Raw genomic sequence first — 20865 nt, 5'->3', positions numbered from 1 at the left:
CCACTCCCGTCAGACTCAGTGAATTCACGCGAAAACAACGACAAAATAAGCATTGCATCGTACAGTGGTGGGCATGAGCAATGCGCATGTCAAACCGTTATCCGAACTTGTAGACCCGGGTTGGGCCGCCGCCTTGGCCGCAGTCGAGCCGAATGTTCATCGTATGGGAGATTTCCTTCGCGAAGAGCTCGCGAAGGGAAAACATTATCTGCCGGCGAGCAAAAACATCCTTCGTGCCTTCACCATACCGTTTGATTCCGTCAAGGTGCTGATTGTGGGCCAAGACCCGTATCCGACCCCGGGGCATCCGGTCGGATTAAGCTTCTGCGTGGCCCCGGACGTCCGTCCGCTGCCGAAAAGCCTGATCAACATCTATAAGGAGCTTGTGGACGATCTCGGCGTTCCCCAGCCGGCCAATGGAGATCTGACGCCGTGGACCAGGCAAGGGGTCATGCTGCTCAATAGATGTTTGACCGTCAGGGTCAGCGAACCCAACAGCCATCAAGGCAAGGGATGGGAAGCCATCACCGAGGAAGCCATCCGCGCGCTGAACGCACGCGTGAACCCCGACGGGTCACCGAAGCCATTGGTCGCAATTCTCTGGGGACGTAACGCGCAGACATTGGAACCTCTGCTCACCAATGCCTATATCATCAAGTCCGCGCATCCCAGCCCATTGTCCGCCACACGTGGATTCTTCGGGTCGAAGCCGTTCTCCCGAGCCAACGCAGCTCTGCAATCCATGGACGCCACACCAATCGACTGGTCATTGCCCGCCGCACAGCCCGCACCGCTCACCGGGAACCTCAATCAATAGCAATCCTGCACAGCGAACACATCGAATGCAAACGATAAGGTAACAACCATGTCTTTATTCTCTTCCCCCTCGAATCCCCCGCAGCCCGCACAGCACGCGCCTGCAGCTCCCGCGAATTCCGGCACGACTGCACTCACCCCGGAGCATCTCAACCATGCTCACCAGCTAGCCACGAAAGTGCGTTCCCATTTCTCGCAGACCATCGTCGGACAGGAAAAGATGTGCCAGTCACTGATTCTGACCATGGTGGCCGGAGGCCATATCCTGATTGAATCGGTGCCTGGCTTGGCGAAGACCACGGCCGCGCAGACGCTGGCGACTTCGGTTTCCGGTACGTTCAAACGTGTGCAGTGCACACCCGACCTCATGCCTTCCGATCTTGTCGGTACACAGGTCTTCGACTTCTCCACGCAGAAATTCTCCACGCAGATCGGCCCTATTCACGCCAATTTCGTGCTTCTCGACGAAATCAACCGTTCGAACGCGAAAACACAGTCGGCGATGCTGGAAGCCATGGCTGAAGGCGCCACCACCATCGGCGGCCAGCGCATTTCGCTGCCTCGCCCGTTCATGGTTATCGCCACGCAGAATCCGATTGAGGAAGAGGGCACATACAACCTGCCGGAAGCGCAGATGGACCGTTTCATGATGAAAACGGTTATGACCTATCCGACAGCCGATGAAGAACAGTCCATGCTGGCGATGCTGACCCGCCGCGGGTATGACGCCCTTGATCCGACCAAAACCGGCACGGATACGATTTCCATTCAGGATGTCGAATTCCTGCGTGCCGCCGCCCGTCATGTGCACGTGTCGGAGGCCGTTATGCGATATGCCGTCGACTTGTCAGCCACATCACGCGGCATGGGCACGAATCCGGTGCAAGGACTTTCCTCACTGGTCAGGCTCGGCGCCTCCCCTCGTGCTTCGATCGCGCTGATTCGCATCGGACAGGCGAATGCCCTGCTGGCCGGCCGTGATTATGTCGTTCCGGAAGATGTGAAATCGTACGCGTTGGAAGTGCTGCGCCATCGCATCATGCTCACCTTCGAGGCTCTGGCGGATGGCGTGACCACCGATCAAGTCATCGATTCCATCGTCAGGACGGTTCCCGTTCCATGATCCGCCCATTTTCCCGCCTGAAAACCCGTCCGAAAACAAGTCCGGAAACAAGCCGGAAAGCGCATACGGAGAACAGTCCGGCAGCCGGCGACGCACCCGACGCTGGAATGCATGTTTCCATTCGCAAACGTATAGAAACGCTGGGCTCATCATTGAGCCTCCCGACCGTACGCAAGGCTTTGGGCGCGTTGGAAGGCGAGCATTCATCCGGTCGCCGCGCCGGCTCGGCCGATGTGATGGACATTCGTGCCTATGAGTACGGCGATGAAGCGCATCGCATCGATTGGAAAACCAGTGCCCGCGTCGGACGTCCGATGATTGCGCAACGCGAACGTCTGGCCGCCAGCAAGGTGTGGATGTTGTTTGATGTAGGCGTTGAAATGACCGGCATATGCGACAGCGGCGAACACGCCTATGATGTTGCGGCCAACGCATTATGCATGTTCGCGGCGTTGAGCCTGCGCAGGTCGGATCCGGTGTCCTTGGTGTTCGGCGACGAATGCAGCATCACACGAGTCCCCTTCCATGGGGGGCTGGCGCAATTCGAGCGCACACTGGATAACGCCTTGCATCGAGAATGGTCCAATCGTCGCAATATCGACGCCTTGCTGAACTATGCCACGCATATTCGCGACCGCGACGCCCTTGTTGTGATCGCCACCGACGAGCATGCGCTGTCGGCGCGTCACACGAAAGCCCTTCGCCGCATCATGCAGACGCATCCCGTGATACTGATTGATGTGACGACTATCAATCCGTTCGTTTCACGCCATAACGGTGTCGTGCTTGACGGCATGTCGCCCCGTGCGGTGCCCGCTTTCCTGCGCGACCGTGAAGCGGTACGGGAAGTTGATACGCATCGTCATTTCATCGCCGCGACATTGGAACGTGAAATGACGCGCATGGGCGCTCATGTGATTCGCGCCGGATCGAGCGAGGCCATGTTCAATGCTTTCGTGCGTCTTGTTTCCACGTCGCTGTCGTATTCGATGCGCAATCATCTGAAAACCGCGACCATGCCGGCGAATATGGGAACGAATATGGGGGCGAATGCATGATAATCGCCGTGAATGGAACGGGCGTCGACGTCTCAGATCTGACGGTGACGCCGCAATTGGATTGGTCCGCCTCGTTGACGGCAGCGCTGGTGGCCTGTCTTATTCTGGCCGCATTATGTGTGGCCGGTGTCGTATGGCTGAGCAAGCCGAAGCGTCGTGCCGCACAGTCCCGCAAACAGGGCACGCATACGCAGCACGCTACAGGACGAGTATGGCAGCAGCGCATCGCCGATATCGTCGACCGCTATCAGGCGGGCGACTTGCCCCGTCGGGATGCGTTCGACGAATTGGCGGCATTGACGCGTGAATACGCTTCGTCCGTCAGCGGCAAGGATATGCGCAGCGATACGCTGCTTGATATCGGCAACCGTCCTCGTTCTTCTTCCGACAGACAAGGTTTGGAATCATTGCGTCAGACCATCGCAGCATTGTATCCGCCGCAGTTCGCCGATACCGTGACGAATGAATCCGCTCGTGAGGCGACGGTCGAGCAGGCGGCCGAATGGGTGTCCAAATTCGTGGAAAGGTGGCGATAGCACATGCTGACTTGGCAATGGATCTGGGCGTTGCCTGCCGGCCTTGCGCTTTTCGCCCTTTGCATGGCGCTGGCATGGCTGATTGCGAAACGCCGTCAGAACGCTGCCCCGCAGCTTCGCGTGTTCAGTCTTGATGATGATCTGGATACGGAAAAAGCGTCCTCTCTGTTCCGCCAATGGAGAGCGTTCAATCGCCTCGCTGCGGCGTTGCTCGCCCTCGCCGTGCTGTTGACTTTGACGTTGGTCGCCCGCCCGTCGCAGGTCGATCACGGTGAGGAGCGTTCGGCGACACGCGATATCGTATTGTGTTTGGATGTGTCGGGTTCCACACTGCCGTATGACCGTGAGGTCATTGAAACGTATCTCAAGTTGGTGGAGAATTTTCAGGGCGAGCGCATCGGCATGAGCATTTTCAATTCGACATCCCGCACGGTTTTTCCGCTGACTGACGATTACGATTTGGTAGCCGATCAGCTGCAGCAGGCGAGCGACATTTTGCAGGGCGTTCAGTCGCAGGACGACATCGATGCGATGAGCGATAAGGATTATCAGAAGATTTCCGATTGGCTTGACGGCACGCAGAACAGGACTGATGCGACCTCGTTGATTGGCGATGGCGTTGTCAGTTGCGCTGCGATGATCCCTGGTTTCGTATATGGCTCGTCCTCGTCGTCGGGCAGTGCGAGCGGTGAGATCGGAGCGGATGCGGGCAGGTCGGCTTCCATTGTGCTGGCCACAGACAATGTGCTGTCGGGAACCGCCACATATACGCTTGACGAGGCGTTGTCGATGGCGTCGGATGCGCGGATTTCAGTGGATGGTCTGTTTTCCGGCCCATCTGAAAGTCTGAATGATGAGACCACGAGCGATATGCGTACCGCAATCGAGTCGCATGGCGGTATGTTCCTGACGCGTTCTTCCGGTTCAAGTGTTGACGAGTTAGTTCGTCAGATTGATTCGCGTAGGGCCAATGCCGACGAGGATGTCGCCCAGGCGGCCGTTGTCGATGCGCCCGGCTGGTGGACGCTTGCGCTGGCTGTTGCCGTATGTGTGTGGATGTTGATTTCGTGGAGGTTGAGGCGATGAGCGGATTGTCTTTTTCCCCCGCATTGGGTTGGCCCGCCGGCATCGTCATTGCATTGGTGATGCTGGCGTTCGCCGTTGCCGAAGCCGTGTTGCATATTCGGCGCGTCAGCGAAAGCGATGAGACGCTTGCGATGTGTGTGCGACGTTGTCTGATATGCGTGATGATTGCGGTGATGGCGTTGACGCCGAGTGTCGTCTCTTCGACGACGAGCAGGGCGGTGAACGCCACTGATGTAATCGTCGCCGTTGATGTGACCGGTTCGATGGCTGTTGAGGATGCTTCGTATGCTTCGCCTGATACGGTGAGTCGTTTGGACGCCGCGAAGCAGGCTGTGCATGATTTGACCGATATGTATGCCGATGCGAGTTTCGCTGCGATTCGTTTTGGTGTGAGCGCCACCGTTGATGTGCCGTTGACGCCGGACACATTGGCCATCGGCAATTGGGCCGATGCATTGACTACGGAACCGACTTCGCTGTCGACGGGTTCTTCCCTGGACGTGCCGATCGACCAGTTGCTGTTGACGTGCAAGAACATTCATGAGCAGCGTCCTGATGATGTGATTATCGTGTATGTGATTTCCGACGGCGAACAGACGTCGTCACGTACAAGACGCACGTTCTCTTCGCTGCGTCGCTATGTCGATGATGCGTTCACGGTTGGCGTGGGTTCGACCGAAGGTGGCAGGATTCCGCTGGTGGAAAACGGCTTGTCTTCGGACGGGTCTGATGGGCAGACCGAATGGGTTGTCGATCCCGAAACCGGCGAGCCCGGCATTTCCCATCTTGACGCTGACATGTTGACCACCATCGCCGACGAGATGAGCGGTTCTTATATTTCCACAGACGCGACTCAAACCGTAGATACAGGCCATTCGGCCGAAGCGTCCGAACGCTGGCATGTCACGTCCACGGTGAAGGAGCGCACTCGTGTTTCGCCGGTGACCTGGCCTTTTGCCATCGTGGTTTTGGTGTTGCTGGCATATGAGGCCGGCGCTTGGATGGTTACGTCAAGGAGACTGCTGTGAACAATACGTTTGGCCATGGCATGACGGCTCCGACACACACGGCTGGCGCGAAGCGCGCACCGTTGCCTATACGTGTCGCGCTGATCATCGCCTCCGTACTGTTTGCGGTGGCGTGCGTGTTCGCCGCTGTGAATCTGGCTGCGCTGACGCAGTACAATCAGGCCACACAAACGCTGAATGGCAACATTCGGCAGGCGCAGGATCCGAGCACTGATTTGAATACGCTACTGGTAAGCCAGCAGCAGACCGATACGCAGTTCGGCGAGGCTAATGCGCTGCGTGCCGCGCTGCTTCCCTCGTTGCGTGATGCGATTAATGCCAATGCCGCGGTGTCGTCGACATTGACCGAGCGCATTCAGACGCAGATCAGCGCGCAATCCGGCGATTCTCAGAATTCCAATGACGTTTCCGGCGGCCAGTCCGGTGACGGCATGAATGAGTCCGGATTGACCGACGCGCAGAAACAGCAGATCGAGGACCTGCTTCGCAACAATCAGACGTCGAATAACGGCGAAACCACGGATACGTCAAAAACAGACGAGAAGAACAGTGACTCGTCACAAAATTCGTCCGATCAGGCAAAACCCTGGTAAATCAACGTTCTATGGAGATGGCCGATAAGTTATCCACAATGGTTTATCGGCCGTTTCCTTGATTTTCCAACGACGACACGCCGAACGGAGCCGTTTCGCCGTCTCTTCGTCCACAGGCCTCCGTTCGGCTGGACACTGCATCTCACGCTGGTTTGAATGGTGACATGAACACCACGACGCATACCACCGCCAATAATTCATCGCTGATTGCGGCGACGCCTGTTTCGCCGACAGCCACTGTCTTTACGCCGCAACGCACCGTCGCATTGCGTCAGACCGTCACACCATTCTCGTATATGCAATGCCGATGCCATACCATCGTCGACCAGGCACGCGATACGGTTGACACGTCAGCGGTTTTGACAACAAGCCACTTCGACAATCTGTTGGACGCCATAATCCGCACGTCGAATATCGATTGGACAGGCAATGCCGCCACCTTGTTTCGCGAGCGCATGACGATGATGTGCGAGCAGATCGTGTCATATGACGCCGATGTTGAGACGACGGTAAGGATGGCGACGTGAACTGGCATATCACTTCGTCGATTTATGGCGGCACGCAGTATGCGCCGGCAACGATGGCCGAATATACGGCGATCGCCGAGTCTTTGGTGAAGAGTGCCGCCGACATGCGGGCTTTGGCTGTTTCCTGGACAGATACGGCTCTTGCTTTGCAACGGTATCGCATGTCGATGTCGGTATGCGATTCGGCGGATCCGTCCGTGTCGGCCGCATTGTCTTCACATGCAACGTTTCCTTATGATGCCGTTGCGCAACGTTGCGGCATGCATGCACAGGATTGCACGGCATTAGGCAATGAGTTGACGCAGATGGCAGATCTGCTCATTCGGGCGCATTCATTGTATTCGAAAACCGAAGCGGAGAATCGTCGTCTGATGACCGAATTGATTCAGGGTTTCACGCAGATTTTCCCCAAGCAGATGTTCATTGGAGCGGGGGCGCTTGCCGCGGGCGGCGTATTGTACGGATCGATCAAAGAGGGAAAGTTCAACGCCACCCATGCGCTGACTTCCACCTCGTGGGCGCAGGAAGGTCTGATGAGCGGATTGGGAGCCATGGTTGGAGGCGTTTCCATCAAAAAGGGTTTGTCTCGCACCGATGAGGTGAACACCGCGGCCAAACGTCTGGCGGGGGTCACGGCTCCGGCATATGACCTGGTTCAGGGCAATGCTTTGCAGGTCAAGCAGGTGGTTTCCAATAGTGACGTCATTCAGGAGCCGCATTCCGTGGCTGAGGCCATGGAGGGATTACGCCGTCTTGGAGAGGAACGGCTGGGCAAAATCGATTTGAACAGCGGTTTGGAATATGGCACCATCGCAATTTCTCAGTACCGTAGGGCCGATGGTTCGACGTCTTGGCTGGTTACGATTCCGGGTACGGATGGCCAACCGGATTCCCCATTCGGCTGGCCACAAAATGTGGAGCTGATGAGTGGCGATAAGACGCGGCGTATGAGAGCTGACAGCGCACGCATGGTGGCCGAGGCGATGGAACGTGCTGGCATTGGCGAGGATGAGCCCGTTGCGATGATCGGGCATTCGCAAGGCGGAATCGTAGCCGCCACGCTGGCTTCCGATTGGAGCGATACCTACAACATCGAGCATATCGTCACGGCGGGATCCCCTGTTGCGAATCATCCGATTGATGAAGACACGTGGGTGACCAGTGTGGAGATCGACGATGAACTGGTCGCAGCATTGGATGGCGCGGAGAATCCCGCAACGGACACGTGGCTTACCGTCCGGGGTACGTCAACGTATACTCCCGACAACATTTCGACCACGGTCAACGACGACGGCTCGTGTACGCCCGGCATAGGGGCGGGAGCGTTGAATCCGTTCGTTGGCGCGACGGTGAAGGACCAGTCCGACGGCAAGGAGATAACTCACTGGCTGAAATACCATCAGGCCGCGTATAGGAATGCAACCGATTTGGGATCTCCAGCATTGCAACAACATGAAGAACATTTCCAGAACATTCTCGACGGCGAATTGGTGGAAACCACATATTGGCAGGGTCGGATGCAACGGTCGCGGACCATGGCCCCTTCGCAATCGGATGTCACCGTGAACATGATCGGGCGGCAATGATCGGATTAATCTATGTGTAAACGCATAGGCAAGGCCAAGTTTACGGCTGCAAGTACTCTGGTGCGTATGAAGCTTACTGATATCTCCCCCGCAATCGCATTGACCCCTCTGGACGGCCGTTATCATAACGCCACCGCACCGCTTGTCGAATACATGAGCGAACCGGCCCTGAACCGCGAGCGCATGCGTGTGGAAGTCGAATGGATGATTCTGCTGGCCAACGGTTTCGAAGGTAACGGCAATCAGCCCATCGTGTCCGGCGTCAAACCGCTTGACGAAGACGAGCAGGCGTTCCTGCGTGCGATTCCCGAACAGTTTGGCGCAGAAGGTATCGCACGGCATGCCGCCCATGAGGCTGTCACCCACCACGATGTGAAGGCCGTGGAATACTATATCGACGACCAGCTCGACAAGGCCAAAGAGACGCTGGGACGCGCGACTCAGCTGTCCGATTTGAAGACGCTGGTGCATTTCGCCTGCACGTCCGAAGATATCAACAATCTTTCCATCGCCCGTTGCGTGAAGAACGCCATCGAACAGGTGTGGCTGCCTGATGCGCAGGCCATTGTCGACCATCTTGCGGCCAAGGCCGAAGAGTACCGCGACAAGGCGCTGCTGTCGCTCACTCACGGCCAGCCGGCAACGCCGACCACGCTGGGCAAGGAGCTCGCAGTCTACGTGTACCGTCTGAACCGTCAGCTGGGCAAGGTGCGCGCTCAGGAATATCTGGGCAAGATCAACGGCGCCACCGGCACGTTCGGCGCTCACTTGGCGGCCTGCCCGGATGTCGATTGGGTTGCCGTCTCCCGCGAGTTCGTGACCAATCGCATGGGTCTGACGTGGAATCCACTGACCACGCAGATTGAATCCCATGATTGGCAGGCCGAACTGTACGGCACGATCAGCCATGCGAACCGCATCATGCACAACTTGTGCGTCGACGTGTGGATGTACATCTCCCGTGGCGTGTTCGCACAGATTCCGGTCAAGGGAGCCACCGGTTCCTCCACCATGCCGCACAAGGTCAATCCGATTCGTTTCGAAAACGCCGAAGCGAATCTCGAGCTGTCCTGTTCGCTGCTGGACACCTTGTCCGCCACGCTGGTGGAATCCCGATGGCAGCGCGACCTGACCGATTCGACCACGCAGCGCAACATCGGCTCCGCGCTGGGTTATTCCGTGCTCGCCCTGTACAACCTCAAGGGCGGTCTGGAATCCATCCATCCGAACGATATCGTGATTGAACGCGAACTGGATTCCAACTGGGAGGTACTCGGCGAGCCGATTCAGACCGCCATGCGCGCATGCGAGCTTGCAGGCCTGCCCGGCATGGAAAAGCCGTACGAGAAAGTCAAGGAACTCATGCGCGGCCACGAAATCAGCCAGACCGATGTGGAGAATTTCATCGACGGTCTCGCCTTCGATGAGGCCACTGCGGCACGTCTCAAGGCTCTGACTCCGGCGTCCTATACCGGTGTCGCCTCCAAGCTGGTCGATTTTCAGCGCTGACGCCTATCCGGCATAATCGCGTCCGACAGACACTACGTATGACGCCTCGCGTATGGGTCTGGGAGACTACACAATCTCCCGTCCCATACGCGAGGCGTCATGTTTTCTTCCATCCCCTACTTTTCATCCTCTACTTCTCATGGACGCCATCACATGAATAAGAAATATCGGCGAATCCTCAACCGCACAAAGTCATAAGACTGTATTATCGAATTAGTTCGATCGGCCCGCATATATCGGGCAAGGCACACCAATGAAAGCGGAATACGTGTCAGACGTCATCACCCCATCCGTTCAAGATGTCCATATCGAAGATGTGCGTCCTCGCCGCACCAGAGACTTCGCCGACCTCGTCCATGCCGCGGCGGCACTCGCCGGCGGCATTGTGATACTGCTGCTCACGCTGTATCTCAAAGGCACCGCATCAGGCGTGGAATCGGATATTCATACCGCCGGCAAAGCGGTTGAATGGCTTGTCAATATCCCATCATCATTGGTGCAGCAAATCGCCATCGTCGCCATCACCGTCGGTGTGCTCGCACAATTATTGATTCATGCGCAATGGCTTCAATCCGCGGTCTCACTGATTTCGCTGCTCTGCGGATTCGCTTCGATATGGGCGGTCTCCTGGCTGATAACGCATATCGCAGACCCTATGCTGATCGCATCACTGTCGTCATCATCACTGCCTCATCTATCGTCTGGAATAAGTCTTCTCCCCGACTTCTACGCGGCGATGACGGCTTTTCTTACAACCGCCGGACCTCGTCGTATGAGTTCGTCGGTGAAATGGGGTTGGAATACGCTCTATGCGGTCGCTATACTGACGGTGGTGCTGTCATGGCATTCGCTGACCGGCGTGCTGCTGGCATACGTGGTCGGCCGTGCCGTGGGCATGATCATCCGTTTCATCATGGGCACACAGAACAACGGCGTATGGGGCATGCAGATCGTACACGCGCTTCACACGCTCGATCTGAATATCATAGGTCTGCAACGCCGTTCCGAAACGCATACGGATGCGGGACTTCTACGCACCGATCTTGATGACGATCTCGTGGAGAACTCCCGCATCTACGATGCCTATGACGAAGCCGGCAACCGTTATACGGTATCCGTTTTGGACAATCAGATTCAGATCGCAGGCTATTTGAACCAGCTTTGGCAGTGGCTGCGACTGTCGGGCGTGTCAATGAGAAAAGACCGTTCCGCCATCGACGCCCATCATCATCATTACGCCATGCTGCTGGGATTGCGCAGCATCGGATTGCCCGCCCCGGAACCGTATGGGGTTATCGACAGCGGCGAATCCTCGATTCTGGTATTGAACGCCCGGCATACGCCGCTGGAATGCAATCTCAACACGCTCACAGACGACGATGTCATCGGCTTTATGACCTATCTCAAAACCGCGCATCATCGCGGCTACACGCATCGTCGTCTAACAGCCGACACGTTGGCCCGCATGGAAGACGGCACACCGGTTATCGCAGGATGGCATAACGGCGATTTCGCAAGCGGCCCCAGCAATCGCGCATTGGATCAAGTGCAGCTGCTTGTTCTGTTCAGCGCGCTTATCGGCACGGAACGCACGATTGCGAACGCCCGCAAAGTGTGGGACGACGAGCATCTGATCGGGCTCGCCCCGTTCGTGCAAAAAGCCGCGGTGCCCGCCGCTACGAAATCGATGCCCAATTGGGACAAGCATGTGCTGGAAGAACTGCGTTCCGGCTTCAGCGCACTCGCCTCGCAGGAAGTGGCCGATACCATGGAACCGGTAACGTTGTCTCGTTTCTCATTGCGTTCCTTCTTCGCCATCGCGCTGTTGGTCGTTGCGGTTTCCGTCGTGTTCACGCAGCTCAAACCCGATGAGATGGTCAAGGCCGTACGTGAGGCGAATCTCACCATGGCATTGCTCTGCATTACCTTCGGTCTCATTGCTTGGGCCGGCTCCGCGCTGACTATGGGCGCATTCATGGATAAGGACAAACGCAAGCCCTTCGCTTTGATGTGTTCGCAGATGGCGTCAGGCTTCACCGCCGTATCCATGCCCGCAGGCGTTGGCCCCGCTCTGATGAATCTGCAGTTCCTTCGTCATAACGGCTATCGCGGGGCAAAGGCAACGGCGATTATGAGCGCCGTCGCGGCTATTCAATCGGGCACTACCGTCGCGTTGGTGCTGCTGATCGGCATTTTCACCGGACGCAATACGTTGTCGGGAATGATTCCGACCAACACGCTTATTATCGCGATTTCCGTCATCGCATTGGTTATCTCGTTGGCTTTGGCGATTACGCCCATACGTTCGCTGATCATCAAAACATACTTACCTCTGCTCAAACAGTATGCACGCGCTTTGATCGATGTAATGACGCAGCCGAAACGTCTGGCGGTCGGTCTGGCCGGCGCGCTGATTCTCAATGTCGCCACCGGCTTAGGCTTCTGGGCCGCATTGTTGGCATTTGGATACCCGACAAATCCGTTTGAAACAGTGTTTCTTTTCCTGTTGGCCAACACGTTGGGTTCCGCAGTGCCGACGCCTGGCGGCCTAGGTGCCGTCGAAGCGGCTCTTTCTGTTTCGTTCAGCGCGATCGGCGTCCCCTCGCCTATCGCACTGTCCGCGACACTGGTCTACCGTGTGGCGTTCTACTGGCTGAGAATCCCGATTGGAGCCATGGCCATGAAGTGGCTGGATCGCCATAATTTGATCTAACCGGTCTCTTTTTTGCCATCTCAAGATGGAAAACCGCCAAAAACCACTGAAAAAACGCCGATTTGGCGTCATTATGCGCTAATATTCAGTATGAACGTGGATATTCGGGTAAGCAGGATATCCCCTGACTTAAGAAGGAATGCTTTATGGCATACAACAAGTCTGATCTCGTCTCGAAGATCGCGCAGAAGTCGAACCTGACCAAGGCTCAGGCTGAAGCTGCTGTTAACGCTTTCCAGGACGTGTTCGTCGAGGCAATGCAGTCCGGCGAAGGCCTGAAGCTGACCGGCCTGTTCTCCGCCGAGCGTGTCAAGCGCGCCGCCCGCACCGGCCGCAACCCGCGTACTGGCGAAACCATCGAGATTCCGGCCACCTATGGCGTGCGCATCTCCGCAGGCTCCCTGCTGAAGAAGGCTGTCACCAAGTAAGTTGTTCGGCCTTTATATGCCCGAAGGATCGGGAGCATCCATTACGGATGCCCCCGATTTTTCATATCCGCTACATGCAGCATTCCAGCAAGGAGCGCATCAATGCAGCGAAATCGGGATTCCGGTCAGGATCCGATTCAAACGGATCAATCATCATCGCCTCCCGATGAAAAGGCGCAGTAACCGCCACGCGTGTCCAATCACAGGAAAATTGAACGCCAGTCTGTCGGGCGGCTGCGATAAAACGTCCACGCAACGCGGCGCGAGTGTCGCCAGGGGCGTGCTCACGCGCGTATTCAGCCTGTAAATCATCAACAAGCACACGTATCATGCCATGCTGTTGCAGCGAAGCGAACAGCCTGCCGTTGACGATATCGTGATAATCCATATCCAACTGTTCCGCTCTGGCCACGGCAATCGGTCCACGACGACCTTCCAATACGTCAAAAAACCGGCGTTTCGCCATCCAGTCGACGCGATCGACTAAACGTATTGTCTCACCGTCATGGAAAGCGTCCAAGGTATCACGCCAATCCTGCAGCACCTGCATCACACTGGTGTGAGGCAGTGAATCGACGATTTGCGGATGCGTCTGTACAAAACGGTCAACGATATCCAAATATCGATATTGCACTGCCAATGCCCCGCCATGCATCACGCTGCCGTTCGCCATCGCGAAATCGGCGGAGCGACAGGTCAGATCGGCGCTTACCGCACGGTTCACCGCACCGGGGTCGGCGAATGCGAAATCAGCGAATCCAGTGGCGACGCCGTCACGATGGCATTGTTCGATAACGCACAACACCAGATGCGTTGTCGCCAGCTTCATCAGTGTCGCCCATTGTGAACGATTCGAATCCCCGATGATGACATGCAGACGTCGGAACGCGTCAGGATCGGCATGCGGCTCATCCCTCGTGTTCACCATCGGACGAGAACGCGTCGTCGCCGAGGAAACGGCCTCATCCAGGAAGCCGGCACGCTGCGTGATTTCAAAGCCCTCAGGCGTCACACGTCCTGCTCCGGTGAAGATCTGGCGGGTGATCAAAAACGGCAGCAACTCATGTTCCACCGTCTGTAACGGCACAAAACGGCGCACCAGATAGTTTTCATGGCATCCGAACGAATGACCGGCGGAATCCGCATTGTTCTTGAACAGATGGATTCGTGTCTGCTCTCCGTGCGTGGATTGCAACGTCTCTTCGGCTTTCAAGGCCAACGAACGCATAATCCGTTCGCCTGCGGCGTCCAAGGCCACAGCATCCCGCGGATCGGCCGCTTCCGCCGTCGCATACTCCGGATGGGATCCAACATCAAGATACAAGCGTGATCCGTTCGTCACATACATATTCGTTGAGCGCGCCATGCTCACCAAGGGGCGGAACATCATCATGGCGACCTGTCCGGCATCACAAGAACGGTCCGCGCCGGTCACACTGACGCCGTACTCGGTTTCCAATCCGAAAATACGGGAGAACCCGTCGATTTCTCGACGGGTCCGTTCTGTGACGATGCCGCTGGCGCTATCACGCAGCTGCGGCATCATTCACCGCCTTTCTGCACGAAACTGTCCACGTATTCCTCCGCATTGGAAGCGAGCACCGATTCGATATCGCCCAATACCGCATCCAGCATGTCGGGCATATCCTGTGAGGCCGTGGCCGCAACTACCTGTTCCCCGGCGTTGTTTTCCTGCGCCGACTGGGCTTGCATGAATTCCTGAGGCATAATCGTTTTCCTTCCCAACAGTCTCGGCAATCGAATCAGTCAGCGCAAATAAGCGCATAATTCGTCGGTGATGATGCCGTTCGTCGCGACCACATCGTTTTCGCGGCGCCAGTGGACGGTGTCGTCGTTCCACGTGCGCAATGTTCCTTGGGCTTCCCAGATCACAATTGCGCCTGCGGACACGGCAGGCACATCCCACTTATGTAAATTCGCCTCGAAATATGCGTCGTACGTGCCATCGGCAACCTTGCACAAATCCAATGATGTGGGGCCGACACGTTTGATATCAGCCGGTTTGCCTGCAATACGGCCAATCACATCAAGCGTGCGCTTCGATTCCTCCTGAACATACGACATGCCGAAACTGATGACGGAACTGTCCAGATGCGGCGTGGTCGACGGGATGATCTTCTCGCGCTTGTCTCCGATCGGCGTTTTACGAATGCGAATCGCACCGTTGTTCTTCACCGCCAAATAAGTCAGGCCCAAACCCGGCGCATGCACGATACCGATAATCGGCTGTGCCGAGCATTCTTCATTGAATTCGAACAGCGTCAGGGTAATCGCCCATTCGGGCATATTGCGAGCGAAATTAATCACGCCGTCAATGCCACCGACGCACCAGTATCGTTCGCCCGGATGCGGTTCCTCCGGACGAAACTGCCAAAACCCGTCGAACACATCAACGTAGGTCAGTCGATTGCTGATGAACTGATTCAGGCGTTCATCCAAATCGGAAGTGAAATGCAGATGGTCTTCCGACAATTGCAGGCTTTTCATATCACGCGGATTCGTCTGTTCGGTCAGAGCGTGCTTGCCGGCGTCCTGCATGATACGCGCGGCTTCCAATGCGATGTCTCGTAGCTTTTCCATATTCGTTCCTCTTACTGCTCCGTTGGCGTTCCGGTCTTCATCATGTGCCAGCGCTACCGCTTGGCTGTGGTACACACCAGCCGCAATGCCTTCTCACATTCGCGGCTTTTCATAAAATTCATCCTTCTCTATTAATCAGGTTCATTCTACCTGAACATTGTGATGTACGCGCCTTATATCTCACGGCATTACGCGCCAAGTATCCGCAGCGCGTCCACCGCATCATGCGCGTCAGCATATGCGCCCATCTGCCGGGTGAACGCCAGGGGATCGGACATATCAAGGGTCAGCATTCCGTCACGGGAGCGTTCATCACGCACTGTTATATGGGTCCAAGATACGGCAACGATATCCGAGGCGAAACGCTTCACGAAATCGGCACGCGTCCATGCACGCGTATCGGCGGGAGCTTCAGTCATGGCTTTTCGTGTTTCCACATCACCGATTGCGCGCTCCGTTCCGGCACGCAAACGTTCCCATACGGATTTTGCCGGATCAAGGGCAGCCCACGACAGGTCCAAGGCGCGGATGCGCGCATCATTCCATGCGCATCCGGTCTTACGGCGAAGACGCTCCATCAGCTGCCATTTGAGTAGCCATTCAACACGCGAGGCTTCAGTGGTCAGGCCCAGTCGCGTATCGTCGTCGGCATGGCGGATAGCTGCTATGTCGACGAGCGCCTGCCCCCACATCGCCATGATATTGGAGGTCGAACGGTCAGGCCATGCGGGTTCGCCTTGCGTATTGGTGCCGTAGATGATTGCCGCCGCCGCATATACGGCGGCCCGCAGATTCACTTGGATGGACCATGCTGTAGCAGTCGTACCGTTTTCGAGAGGGAATTGGGCGCCAAGCGTCAGGTCATGTGACACCGTGTGCATGGCTTCGACGGGGTCGGCCGGCATGATGCGTGGCCACAGCTCGTTCAAATCGATTCCGGCGTTGTCGGCGTGTTCGAGCAGCCATAACAGCATGCTGGTGACGCCGAGTTTCAGTATTTGTGGCGTGTCCATACGATTGGCGTCGCCGACGATGACATGCAGTCGACGCTGGTCGGCGGTGGCATGCGATTCGTCGCGCGTGTTGATGATGGGCCGGTCGAAAGTGGTTTGCAGGCCGACTTTCATATGGAAGTAGTCGGCTCGCTGGCTGAGCTGGAAGCCCGCCTGTTCGCTATGTTCGCCGATGCCGACGCGGCCTGATCCGGTGTAGATTTGCCGTGTAGCGAAATGCGCGATCATCAGTTTGGTGACGTCATCGAATGGTATGCGGCGCAGCATCATATAGTTTTCGTGCGTGCCCCAACTGGCGCCTTTGCCGTCCACGTTATTGCGGTGCAGTTCGATTGGCCGGCCGGTTTGTTCACTTGCCTTGCGCGCGGCCTGCAGCATGATGAGGTCTCCGGCGTGATCATAGCGGACAGCTTCGAATGGGTCGCATGTTTCCGGCGCGGAGTATTCGGGATGTGCGTGGTCGACATAGATGCGTCCGCCGTTGGGGGCTATGACATTGGTGATGTTCAGCTGCGGCGCGTCGGTAAGGATGTCTGGATGTACGGCGGCGCGTTCCATACGAATGCCGCGCGCGTCGTTGACGGGATCTTCCTGACGGTAATCCCATCGGACATGCTTCGTTTCGGACGTGGCGGCGGCGCCGACCACGTCGAATGACAGACGTACCGGATTATATGGTTTGCCGTCCGGGCTGGAGACTGCATATTCGGTTTCCGTGCCCATCACTCGACGTACGCTCATCGGCTTCCTTACTGCTTCTTTATAAGCGTGTATACGCTTGGATGCTGTTTTATTATTCGCGGCTGGCGTCGTCGTGATGCGCGCGGATGCGTGTGATTCGTCCGGCGTCCAATCCGTTGATTCGTCCCCATTGTTCCGCATCGGCGTCCAAAACGGAATCGCGTGTCTCATCAAATTCGTCGTTTACCGCACCGGCCAGCAGTGCGGCATCAATAGCCACGGGCCTGCCAGTGAGGATGGATGCTTTGACGGCCTTGGTTTTGGCCCTGTCGATGATGTTTTTCAGCATGGCTCCGGAAATCACATCGGAAAGATGCAGGGATTCCCAATGGCCATGCTCATCGCATACGTCACACAGATTACGTCGGTTCGAATCATCATAGATATCGTCCACCAGCAAAGCGGCAAGCGTATCCGCATCTTGGCCTTCCCGCAACGGCAGGTCGTCGGTCAGATAATGGCGAATAATAGCTTGGGCCTGCTTGGCTTTCGGGCGTTCCACATGAATTTTCATGTCAAGACGACCTGGACGCAATACCGCCGGATCAATCATGTCAATGCGATTGGACGCACCGATCACCATCACATTGTCCAATCGTTCGACGCCGTCGAGTTCGGCCAGGAACTGCGGCACGATCGTGGTTTCCACATCGGAGGAGATGCCGGAGCCTCGCGTGCGCAACAGGGAATCCATTTCGTCGATGAACACGATCACCGGACGGCCTTCTTCCGCACGCTCGCGGGCACGTTGAAAAACCAAACGGATCAATCGCTCGGATTCGCCCACGAATTTGTTGAGCAGTTCCGGTCCCTTGACCGAGAGGAACACTCCTCCGGTAGTCTGTCTCGACCGTTCAGACTGACCGCCTGTACCTCCGCCTTGCGAAAGCGCATGCGCCACCGCTTTGGCAATCAGCGTTTTGCCATTGCCTGGAGGACCGTACAGCAACACGCCCTTCGGCGGATTGAGATTGTATCGTTCAAACAATGCACGATGCTGGAACGGCAACTGTACGGCGTCACGAATGCGCTCAATCTCATCATCCAATCCGCCGATATCGTCAAAGGATACATCCGGGGTTTCCTCCAGCACCAGATCGGCATCATTCTCCCCCGGCAACGCTTCCAATGCGATGCGGCATGATCCGTCGACGATTACTCTGTCCGAAGGGTCGAACGACGTGTGGGCCAGCGCATAGCTGCGCCTGACCAGCGTAAGGTTGCCGCCCGTATCGGCGACCAGCAGCCTGCCGTCATCCAGCACTTGTTTGACCGTGCGCACAGTGCCGATGGTTTCATTGTCACGCTGTTCGACCAACACCATGTTTTCGTTCAGCAACACGGTACGGCCCGGCTCCAGGCGGGCTGCGGGAAGATTCGCCGCAACAGGCACAATCAGGCGACGATTGCCAGAAACGATTTCCGCCGCCGCATGCTGCACGCCCTGATCGTCGGTACGGCAGGAGTCGATGCGGATCATCGTGGCGAAGCTCATCGGCGGGTGTGCAAGCTGCGTAAGTTGGGCTTTGGCTTTGGCCAATTCTTGCCCCGCACGGTTCAACGCCTGCGCCAATGCATGGTTCTTTGCACGCAGCCGATCATTCATTTCAGCCATTTCGTCCATGGTGTCCACGCCCGTATCATTCATGGCTTTGATTGTCGCAGCGATTTCCGACAATCAAATGCATGCCTGAAGAAACTCTGCACTTTTGTGATGATCTGAAGCCTCGCCCGACCCTTTCACAGCCTGGCTTGTTGGTGATGGACGTTGATTCCACGCTGATTGACGAGGAGGTCATCGACGAATTGGGGGTTGCGGCCGGAGCCGGCAAGCGCATCGCGGACATCACGGCACGCGCGATGAATGGCGAATTGGATTTCGAGCAGGCTTTGCGGGCGCGCGTCGCATTGTTGAAGGGGCTGCCTTCTTCGATTTTCATGCAGGTGTATCGTTCGCTGCATACAACGCACGGCGCGAAAACGCTTATCGACACACTGCATGCGCACGGCTGGAAGGTCGGCGTAGTGTCGGGAGGCTTCCATGAGGTCGTCGACATAATCGCCGACGACCTGAAGCTTGATTATTGGATTGCGAATCGTTTAGAGATCGCTGACGGACGTCTGACAGGCCGTGCGGCGGGGCGTATCATCACCAAGCAGGTCAAACTGGACGCGCTGTGTGAATGGGCGCAGGCCGAAAACCTGCCGATGACGCAGACCGTGGCCGTAGGCGACGGCGCGAACGACATCCCCATGATCCAGGCCGCGGGCCTCGGCATCGCATTCTGCGCCAAGCCGCGTACTAAGGCCGCCGCTCCGCACTCCATCGACCGGCGCGATCTGTCCTTGATACTGGATCTGCTGGACTAAACCCCCGATAGTGGCAATACCGAATCCCATACTGGCCCCATACCAGCCCATACAGTCCCCGAATGCCGCCCCGCACCACATTCTTCTGACGGTTTTGACCGCAACACGCCGAGGCGGGCGGTCAAAACCGTCAGAAAAGAGCAATCCAGTCGGACAGCGGCTCCGCTTGAACGGGTAATTCAGGTTATGCGGCCTCCTGTTTCAATGCATCCACATCGGATTGGAACTCGGCGACATGCTCGTCAAATTCCTCCGAATCATTGTCGTACAGGTCGCTTCGCACATCGGAATAGAAATCGTAGATGTCGGATTTCGCGTCGGACCATTCATCATATACATCCGACATCGTATCCGACCACATGTCGTATGCATCGGAACTGACATCCGACCACTCGTCGTACGGCGCCAGATCGTAACCGTCCGATACTACGCCATCATAAAATTGATCGTAAAGGTCGGATGACAGATCCTCATAGATGCCGTCATACACCGCATCAGCGGCATCCTCGTAGATGACGTCGTATATGCCCTCAAGATTGTCATATTGGTCATCGAAATCTTCGTCAAGGGAACCGGCAAGATTCGCGTAATCAATTGCATATTGACGCAATTGCAGGCATATGTCCGACGTGCCGGCCAATACCTGATCGTAGTATCCCTGCACTTGTTCGACATTGGCCGTATATGCGTCATAACCGTCGATCTTTGCGACCAACGTATCGTAGTCGGCCTTCATTTGCGCAACCTGCCCGTCGACATAGGCCGTGATTTCAGCTTCAAGATTGTCAAGGGAGGACGCCTCAACCGGCGTCGCCGGCGCATCCTTCTTTTGATCCTCCTTCGTATCATTTGATTTTTCGACGGCATTCTGCGAAGCGCTCCCTGCGGCATCATTCACCGGCAACGCATCATTCGTGCTGCAGGCGGCAAGAGACGCCATCAAGGCAAAAGAGCACAGAAACACCAACGACTTCTTCATTGCAGTCCCCTTTCTCGTGGACGCAGGATGGATACGACGATGAAAGACAGGGCATATCATTGCCGTATCGTCATCGTCAATGACACCATTATTGTTGGGACAAGTGAATCCGGCATCAGCTGCCGACTGAATATCGCATGTAGAACATCCGATATGAT

At 56.5% G+C, this 20865-nt stretch carries 19 protein-coding genes; 13 read left to right on the top strand and 6 right to left on the bottom strand.

What is annotated here, in order from left to right; genetic code table 11:
- Positions 1-73 precede the first annotated feature (73 nt).
- The 12 genes from AC1AWD_RS02230 to AC1AWD_RS02175 all read left to right on the top strand — a co-directional run bounded on the left by AC1AWD_RS02230 (position 74) and on the right by AC1AWD_RS02175 (position 13003).
- Positions 74-817 (top strand): uracil-DNA glycosylase, encoded by a 744-nt coding sequence (locus tag AC1AWD_RS02230; RefSeq protein WP_476563418.1) that lies wholly within the window; start codon positions 74-76, stop codon positions 815-817.
- Positions 818-865: 48 nt separating this feature from the next.
- Positions 866-1939, top strand: coding sequence for an AAA family ATPase (locus AC1AWD_RS02225; RefSeq protein ID WP_476563417.1), 1074 nt, complete (start codon positions 866-868; stop codon positions 1937-1939).
- Between the two features lie 107 nt (positions 1940-2046).
- The gene (locus AC1AWD_RS02220; protein ID WP_476563416.1) at positions 2047-2997 is read left to right on the top strand and encodes a DUF58 domain-containing protein; all 951 of its coding nucleotides are present in this window, start codon (positions 2047-2049) and stop codon (positions 2995-2997) included.
- Between the two features lie 8 nt (positions 2998-3005).
- Positions 3006-3533 carry a hypothetical protein gene (locus AC1AWD_RS02215; RefSeq protein WP_476563415.1) on the top strand — a complete coding sequence of 176 codons (528 nt, stop codon included), beginning with the start codon at positions 3006-3008 and terminating at the stop codon, positions 3531-3533.
- 3 nt (positions 3534-3536) lie between these two features.
- Complete coding sequence (locus AC1AWD_RS02210; protein WP_476563414.1) at positions 3537-4619, top strand: vWA domain-containing protein; 1083 nt, start codon at positions 3537-3539, stop codon at positions 4617-4619.
- A complete protein-coding gene (locus AC1AWD_RS02205; protein WP_476564538.1) occupies positions 4616-5647 on the top strand; it encodes a vWA domain-containing protein in 1032 nt (343 codons plus the stop codon). The genes AC1AWD_RS02210 and AC1AWD_RS02205 overlap by 4 nt, the downstream gene beginning before the upstream one ends.
- Entirely contained in the window at positions 5644-6240 is a 597-nt protein-coding gene (locus AC1AWD_RS02200; RefSeq protein WP_476563413.1) for a DUF6466 family protein, read from the top strand. Before AC1AWD_RS02205 ends, AC1AWD_RS02200 begins: the two co-directional genes overlap by 4 nt.
- A 164-nt stretch (positions 6241-6404) precedes the next feature.
- Positions 6405-6767 (top strand): hypothetical protein, encoded by a 363-nt coding sequence (locus tag AC1AWD_RS02195; protein WP_476563412.1) that lies wholly within the window; start codon positions 6405-6407, stop codon positions 6765-6767.
- 53 nt (positions 6768-6820) lie between these two features.
- A complete protein-coding gene (locus AC1AWD_RS02190) occupies positions 6821-8353 on the top strand; it encodes a PGAP1-like alpha/beta domain-containing protein (RefSeq protein ID WP_476564536.1) in 1533 nt (510 codons plus the stop codon).
- 66 nt (positions 8354-8419) lie between these two features.
- The gene (gene purB, locus AC1AWD_RS02185; protein WP_476563411.1) at positions 8420-9862 is read left to right on the top strand and encodes an adenylosuccinate lyase; all 1443 of its coding nucleotides are present in this window, start codon (positions 8420-8422) and stop codon (positions 9860-9862) included.
- Positions 9863-10115: 253 nt separating this feature from the next.
- On the top strand, positions 10116-12575 hold the full coding sequence (locus tag AC1AWD_RS02180) for a lysylphosphatidylglycerol synthase transmembrane domain-containing protein (protein ID WP_476563410.1): 2460 nt from the start codon (positions 10116-10118) through the stop codon (positions 12573-12575).
- A gap of 146 nt (positions 12576-12721) precedes the next feature.
- Positions 12722-13003: an HU family DNA-binding protein gene (locus tag AC1AWD_RS02175; RefSeq protein WP_003808664.1), complete on the top strand. Its 282-nt coding sequence runs from the start codon at positions 12722-12724 to the stop codon at positions 13001-13003.
- A 70-nt stretch (positions 13004-13073) separates the two neighbouring features.
- Here the strand turns inward: AC1AWD_RS02175 and AC1AWD_RS02170 are convergent, their stop codons facing one another.
- From AC1AWD_RS02170 to arc, 5 genes are all read right to left on the bottom strand, one after another.
- Positions 13074-14546: a proteasome accessory factor PafA2 family protein gene (locus tag AC1AWD_RS02170; RefSeq protein ID WP_476563409.1), complete on the bottom strand. Its 1473-nt coding sequence runs from the start codon at positions 14544-14546 to the stop codon at positions 13074-13076.
- Positions 14546-14716 carry a ubiquitin-like protein Pup gene (locus tag AC1AWD_RS02165; protein WP_476564535.1) on the bottom strand — a complete coding sequence of 57 codons (171 nt, stop codon included), beginning with the start codon at positions 14714-14716 and terminating at the stop codon, positions 14546-14548. Before AC1AWD_RS02165 ends, AC1AWD_RS02170 begins: the two co-directional genes overlap by 1 nt.
- Positions 14717-14770: 54 nt before the next feature.
- Positions 14771-15604: an inositol monophosphatase family protein gene (locus AC1AWD_RS02160; RefSeq protein WP_476563408.1), complete on the bottom strand. Its 834-nt coding sequence runs from the start codon at positions 15602-15604 to the stop codon at positions 14771-14773.
- 188 nt (positions 15605-15792) lie between these two features.
- Positions 15793-17358, bottom strand: a complete 1566-nt coding sequence (gene dop, locus AC1AWD_RS02155; RefSeq protein WP_476563407.1) for a depupylase/deamidase Dop — start codon at positions 17356-17358, stop codon at positions 15793-15795.
- Between the two features lie 52 nt (positions 17359-17410).
- Positions 17411-19006, bottom strand: coding sequence for a proteasome ATPase (gene arc / locus AC1AWD_RS02150; protein WP_476563406.1), 1596 nt, complete (start codon positions 19004-19006; stop codon positions 17411-17413).
- 38 nt (positions 19007-19044) lie between these two features.
- Between arc and serB the strand changes: the two genes are divergently transcribed.
- Entirely contained in the window at positions 19045-19728 is a 684-nt protein-coding gene (gene serB, locus AC1AWD_RS02145; RefSeq protein ID WP_476563405.1) for a phosphoserine phosphatase SerB, read from the top strand.
- Positions 19729-19912: 184 nt separating this feature from the next.
- On the opposite strand, the gene AC1AWD_RS02140 is transcribed toward serB, so the two are convergent.
- On the bottom strand, positions 19913-20707 hold the full coding sequence (locus AC1AWD_RS02140; RefSeq protein WP_476563404.1) for a hypothetical protein: 795 nt from the start codon (positions 20705-20707) through the stop codon (positions 19913-19915).
- Positions 20708-20865: the final 158 nt, after the last annotated feature.

The organism is Bifidobacterium sp. LH_512, assembly GCF_056356435.1.
The sequence above is the reverse complement of the archived record's forward strand: the minus strand, read 5'-3'. Positions and strand labels throughout refer to the sequence as shown.

Coding starts and splice junctions, on each gene's coding strand:
- AC1AWD_RS02230 (WP_476563418.1), top strand. CDS start 74: ATGAGCAATGCGCATGTCAAACCGTTATCCGAACTTGTAGACCCGGGT.
- AC1AWD_RS02225 (WP_476563417.1), top strand. CDS start 866: ATGTCTTTATTCTCTTCCCCCTCGAATCCCCCGCAGCCCGCACAGCAC.
- AC1AWD_RS02220 (WP_476563416.1), top strand. CDS start 2,047: ATGCATGTTTCCATTCGCAAACGTATAGAAACGCTGGGCTCATCATTG.
- AC1AWD_RS02210 (WP_476563414.1), top strand. CDS start 3,537: ATGCTGACTTGGCAATGGATCTGGGCGTTGCCTGCCGGCCTTGCGCTT.
- AC1AWD_RS02205 (WP_476564538.1), top strand. CDS start 4,616: ATGAGCGGATTGTCTTTTTCCCCCGCATTGGGTTGGCCCGCCGGCATC.
- AC1AWD_RS02195 (WP_476563412.1), top strand. CDS start 6,405: ATGAACACCACGACGCATACCACCGCCAATAATTCATCGCTGATTGCG.
- AC1AWD_RS02190 (WP_476564536.1), top strand. CDS start 6,821: ATGGCCGAATATACGGCGATCGCCGAGTCTTTGGTGAAGAGTGCCGCC.
- purB (WP_476563411.1), top strand. CDS start 8,420: ATGAAGCTTACTGATATCTCCCCCGCAATCGCATTGACCCCTCTGGAC.
- AC1AWD_RS02180 (WP_476563410.1), top strand. CDS start 10,116: ATGAAAGCGGAATACGTGTCAGACGTCATCACCCCATCCGTTCAAGAT.
- AC1AWD_RS02175 (WP_003808664.1), top strand. CDS start 12,722: ATGGCATACAACAAGTCTGATCTCGTCTCGAAGATCGCGCAGAAGTCG.
- AC1AWD_RS02170 (WP_476563409.1), bottom strand. CDS start 14,546: ATGCCGCAGCTGCGTGATAGCGCCAGCGGCATCGTCACAGAACGGACC.
- AC1AWD_RS02165 (WP_476564535.1), bottom strand. CDS start 14,716: ATGCAAGCCCAGTCGGCGCAGGAAAACAACGCCGGGGAACAGGTAGTT.
- AC1AWD_RS02160 (WP_476563408.1), bottom strand. CDS start 15,604: ATGGAAAAGCTACGAGACATCGCATTGGAAGCCGCGCGTATCATGCAG.
- dop (WP_476563407.1), bottom strand. CDS start 17,358: ATGAGCGTACGTCGAGTGATGGGCACGGAAACCGAATATGCAGTCTCC.
- arc (WP_476563406.1), bottom strand. CDS start 19,006: ATGAATGATACGGGCGTGGACACCATGGACGAAATGGCTGAAATGAAT.
- serB (WP_476563405.1), top strand. CDS start 19,045: ATGCCTGAAGAAACTCTGCACTTTTGTGATGATCTGAAGCCTCGCCCG.
- AC1AWD_RS02140 (WP_476563404.1), bottom strand. CDS start 20,707: ATGAAGAAGTCGTTGGTGTTTCTGTGCTCTTTTGCCTTGATGGCGTCT.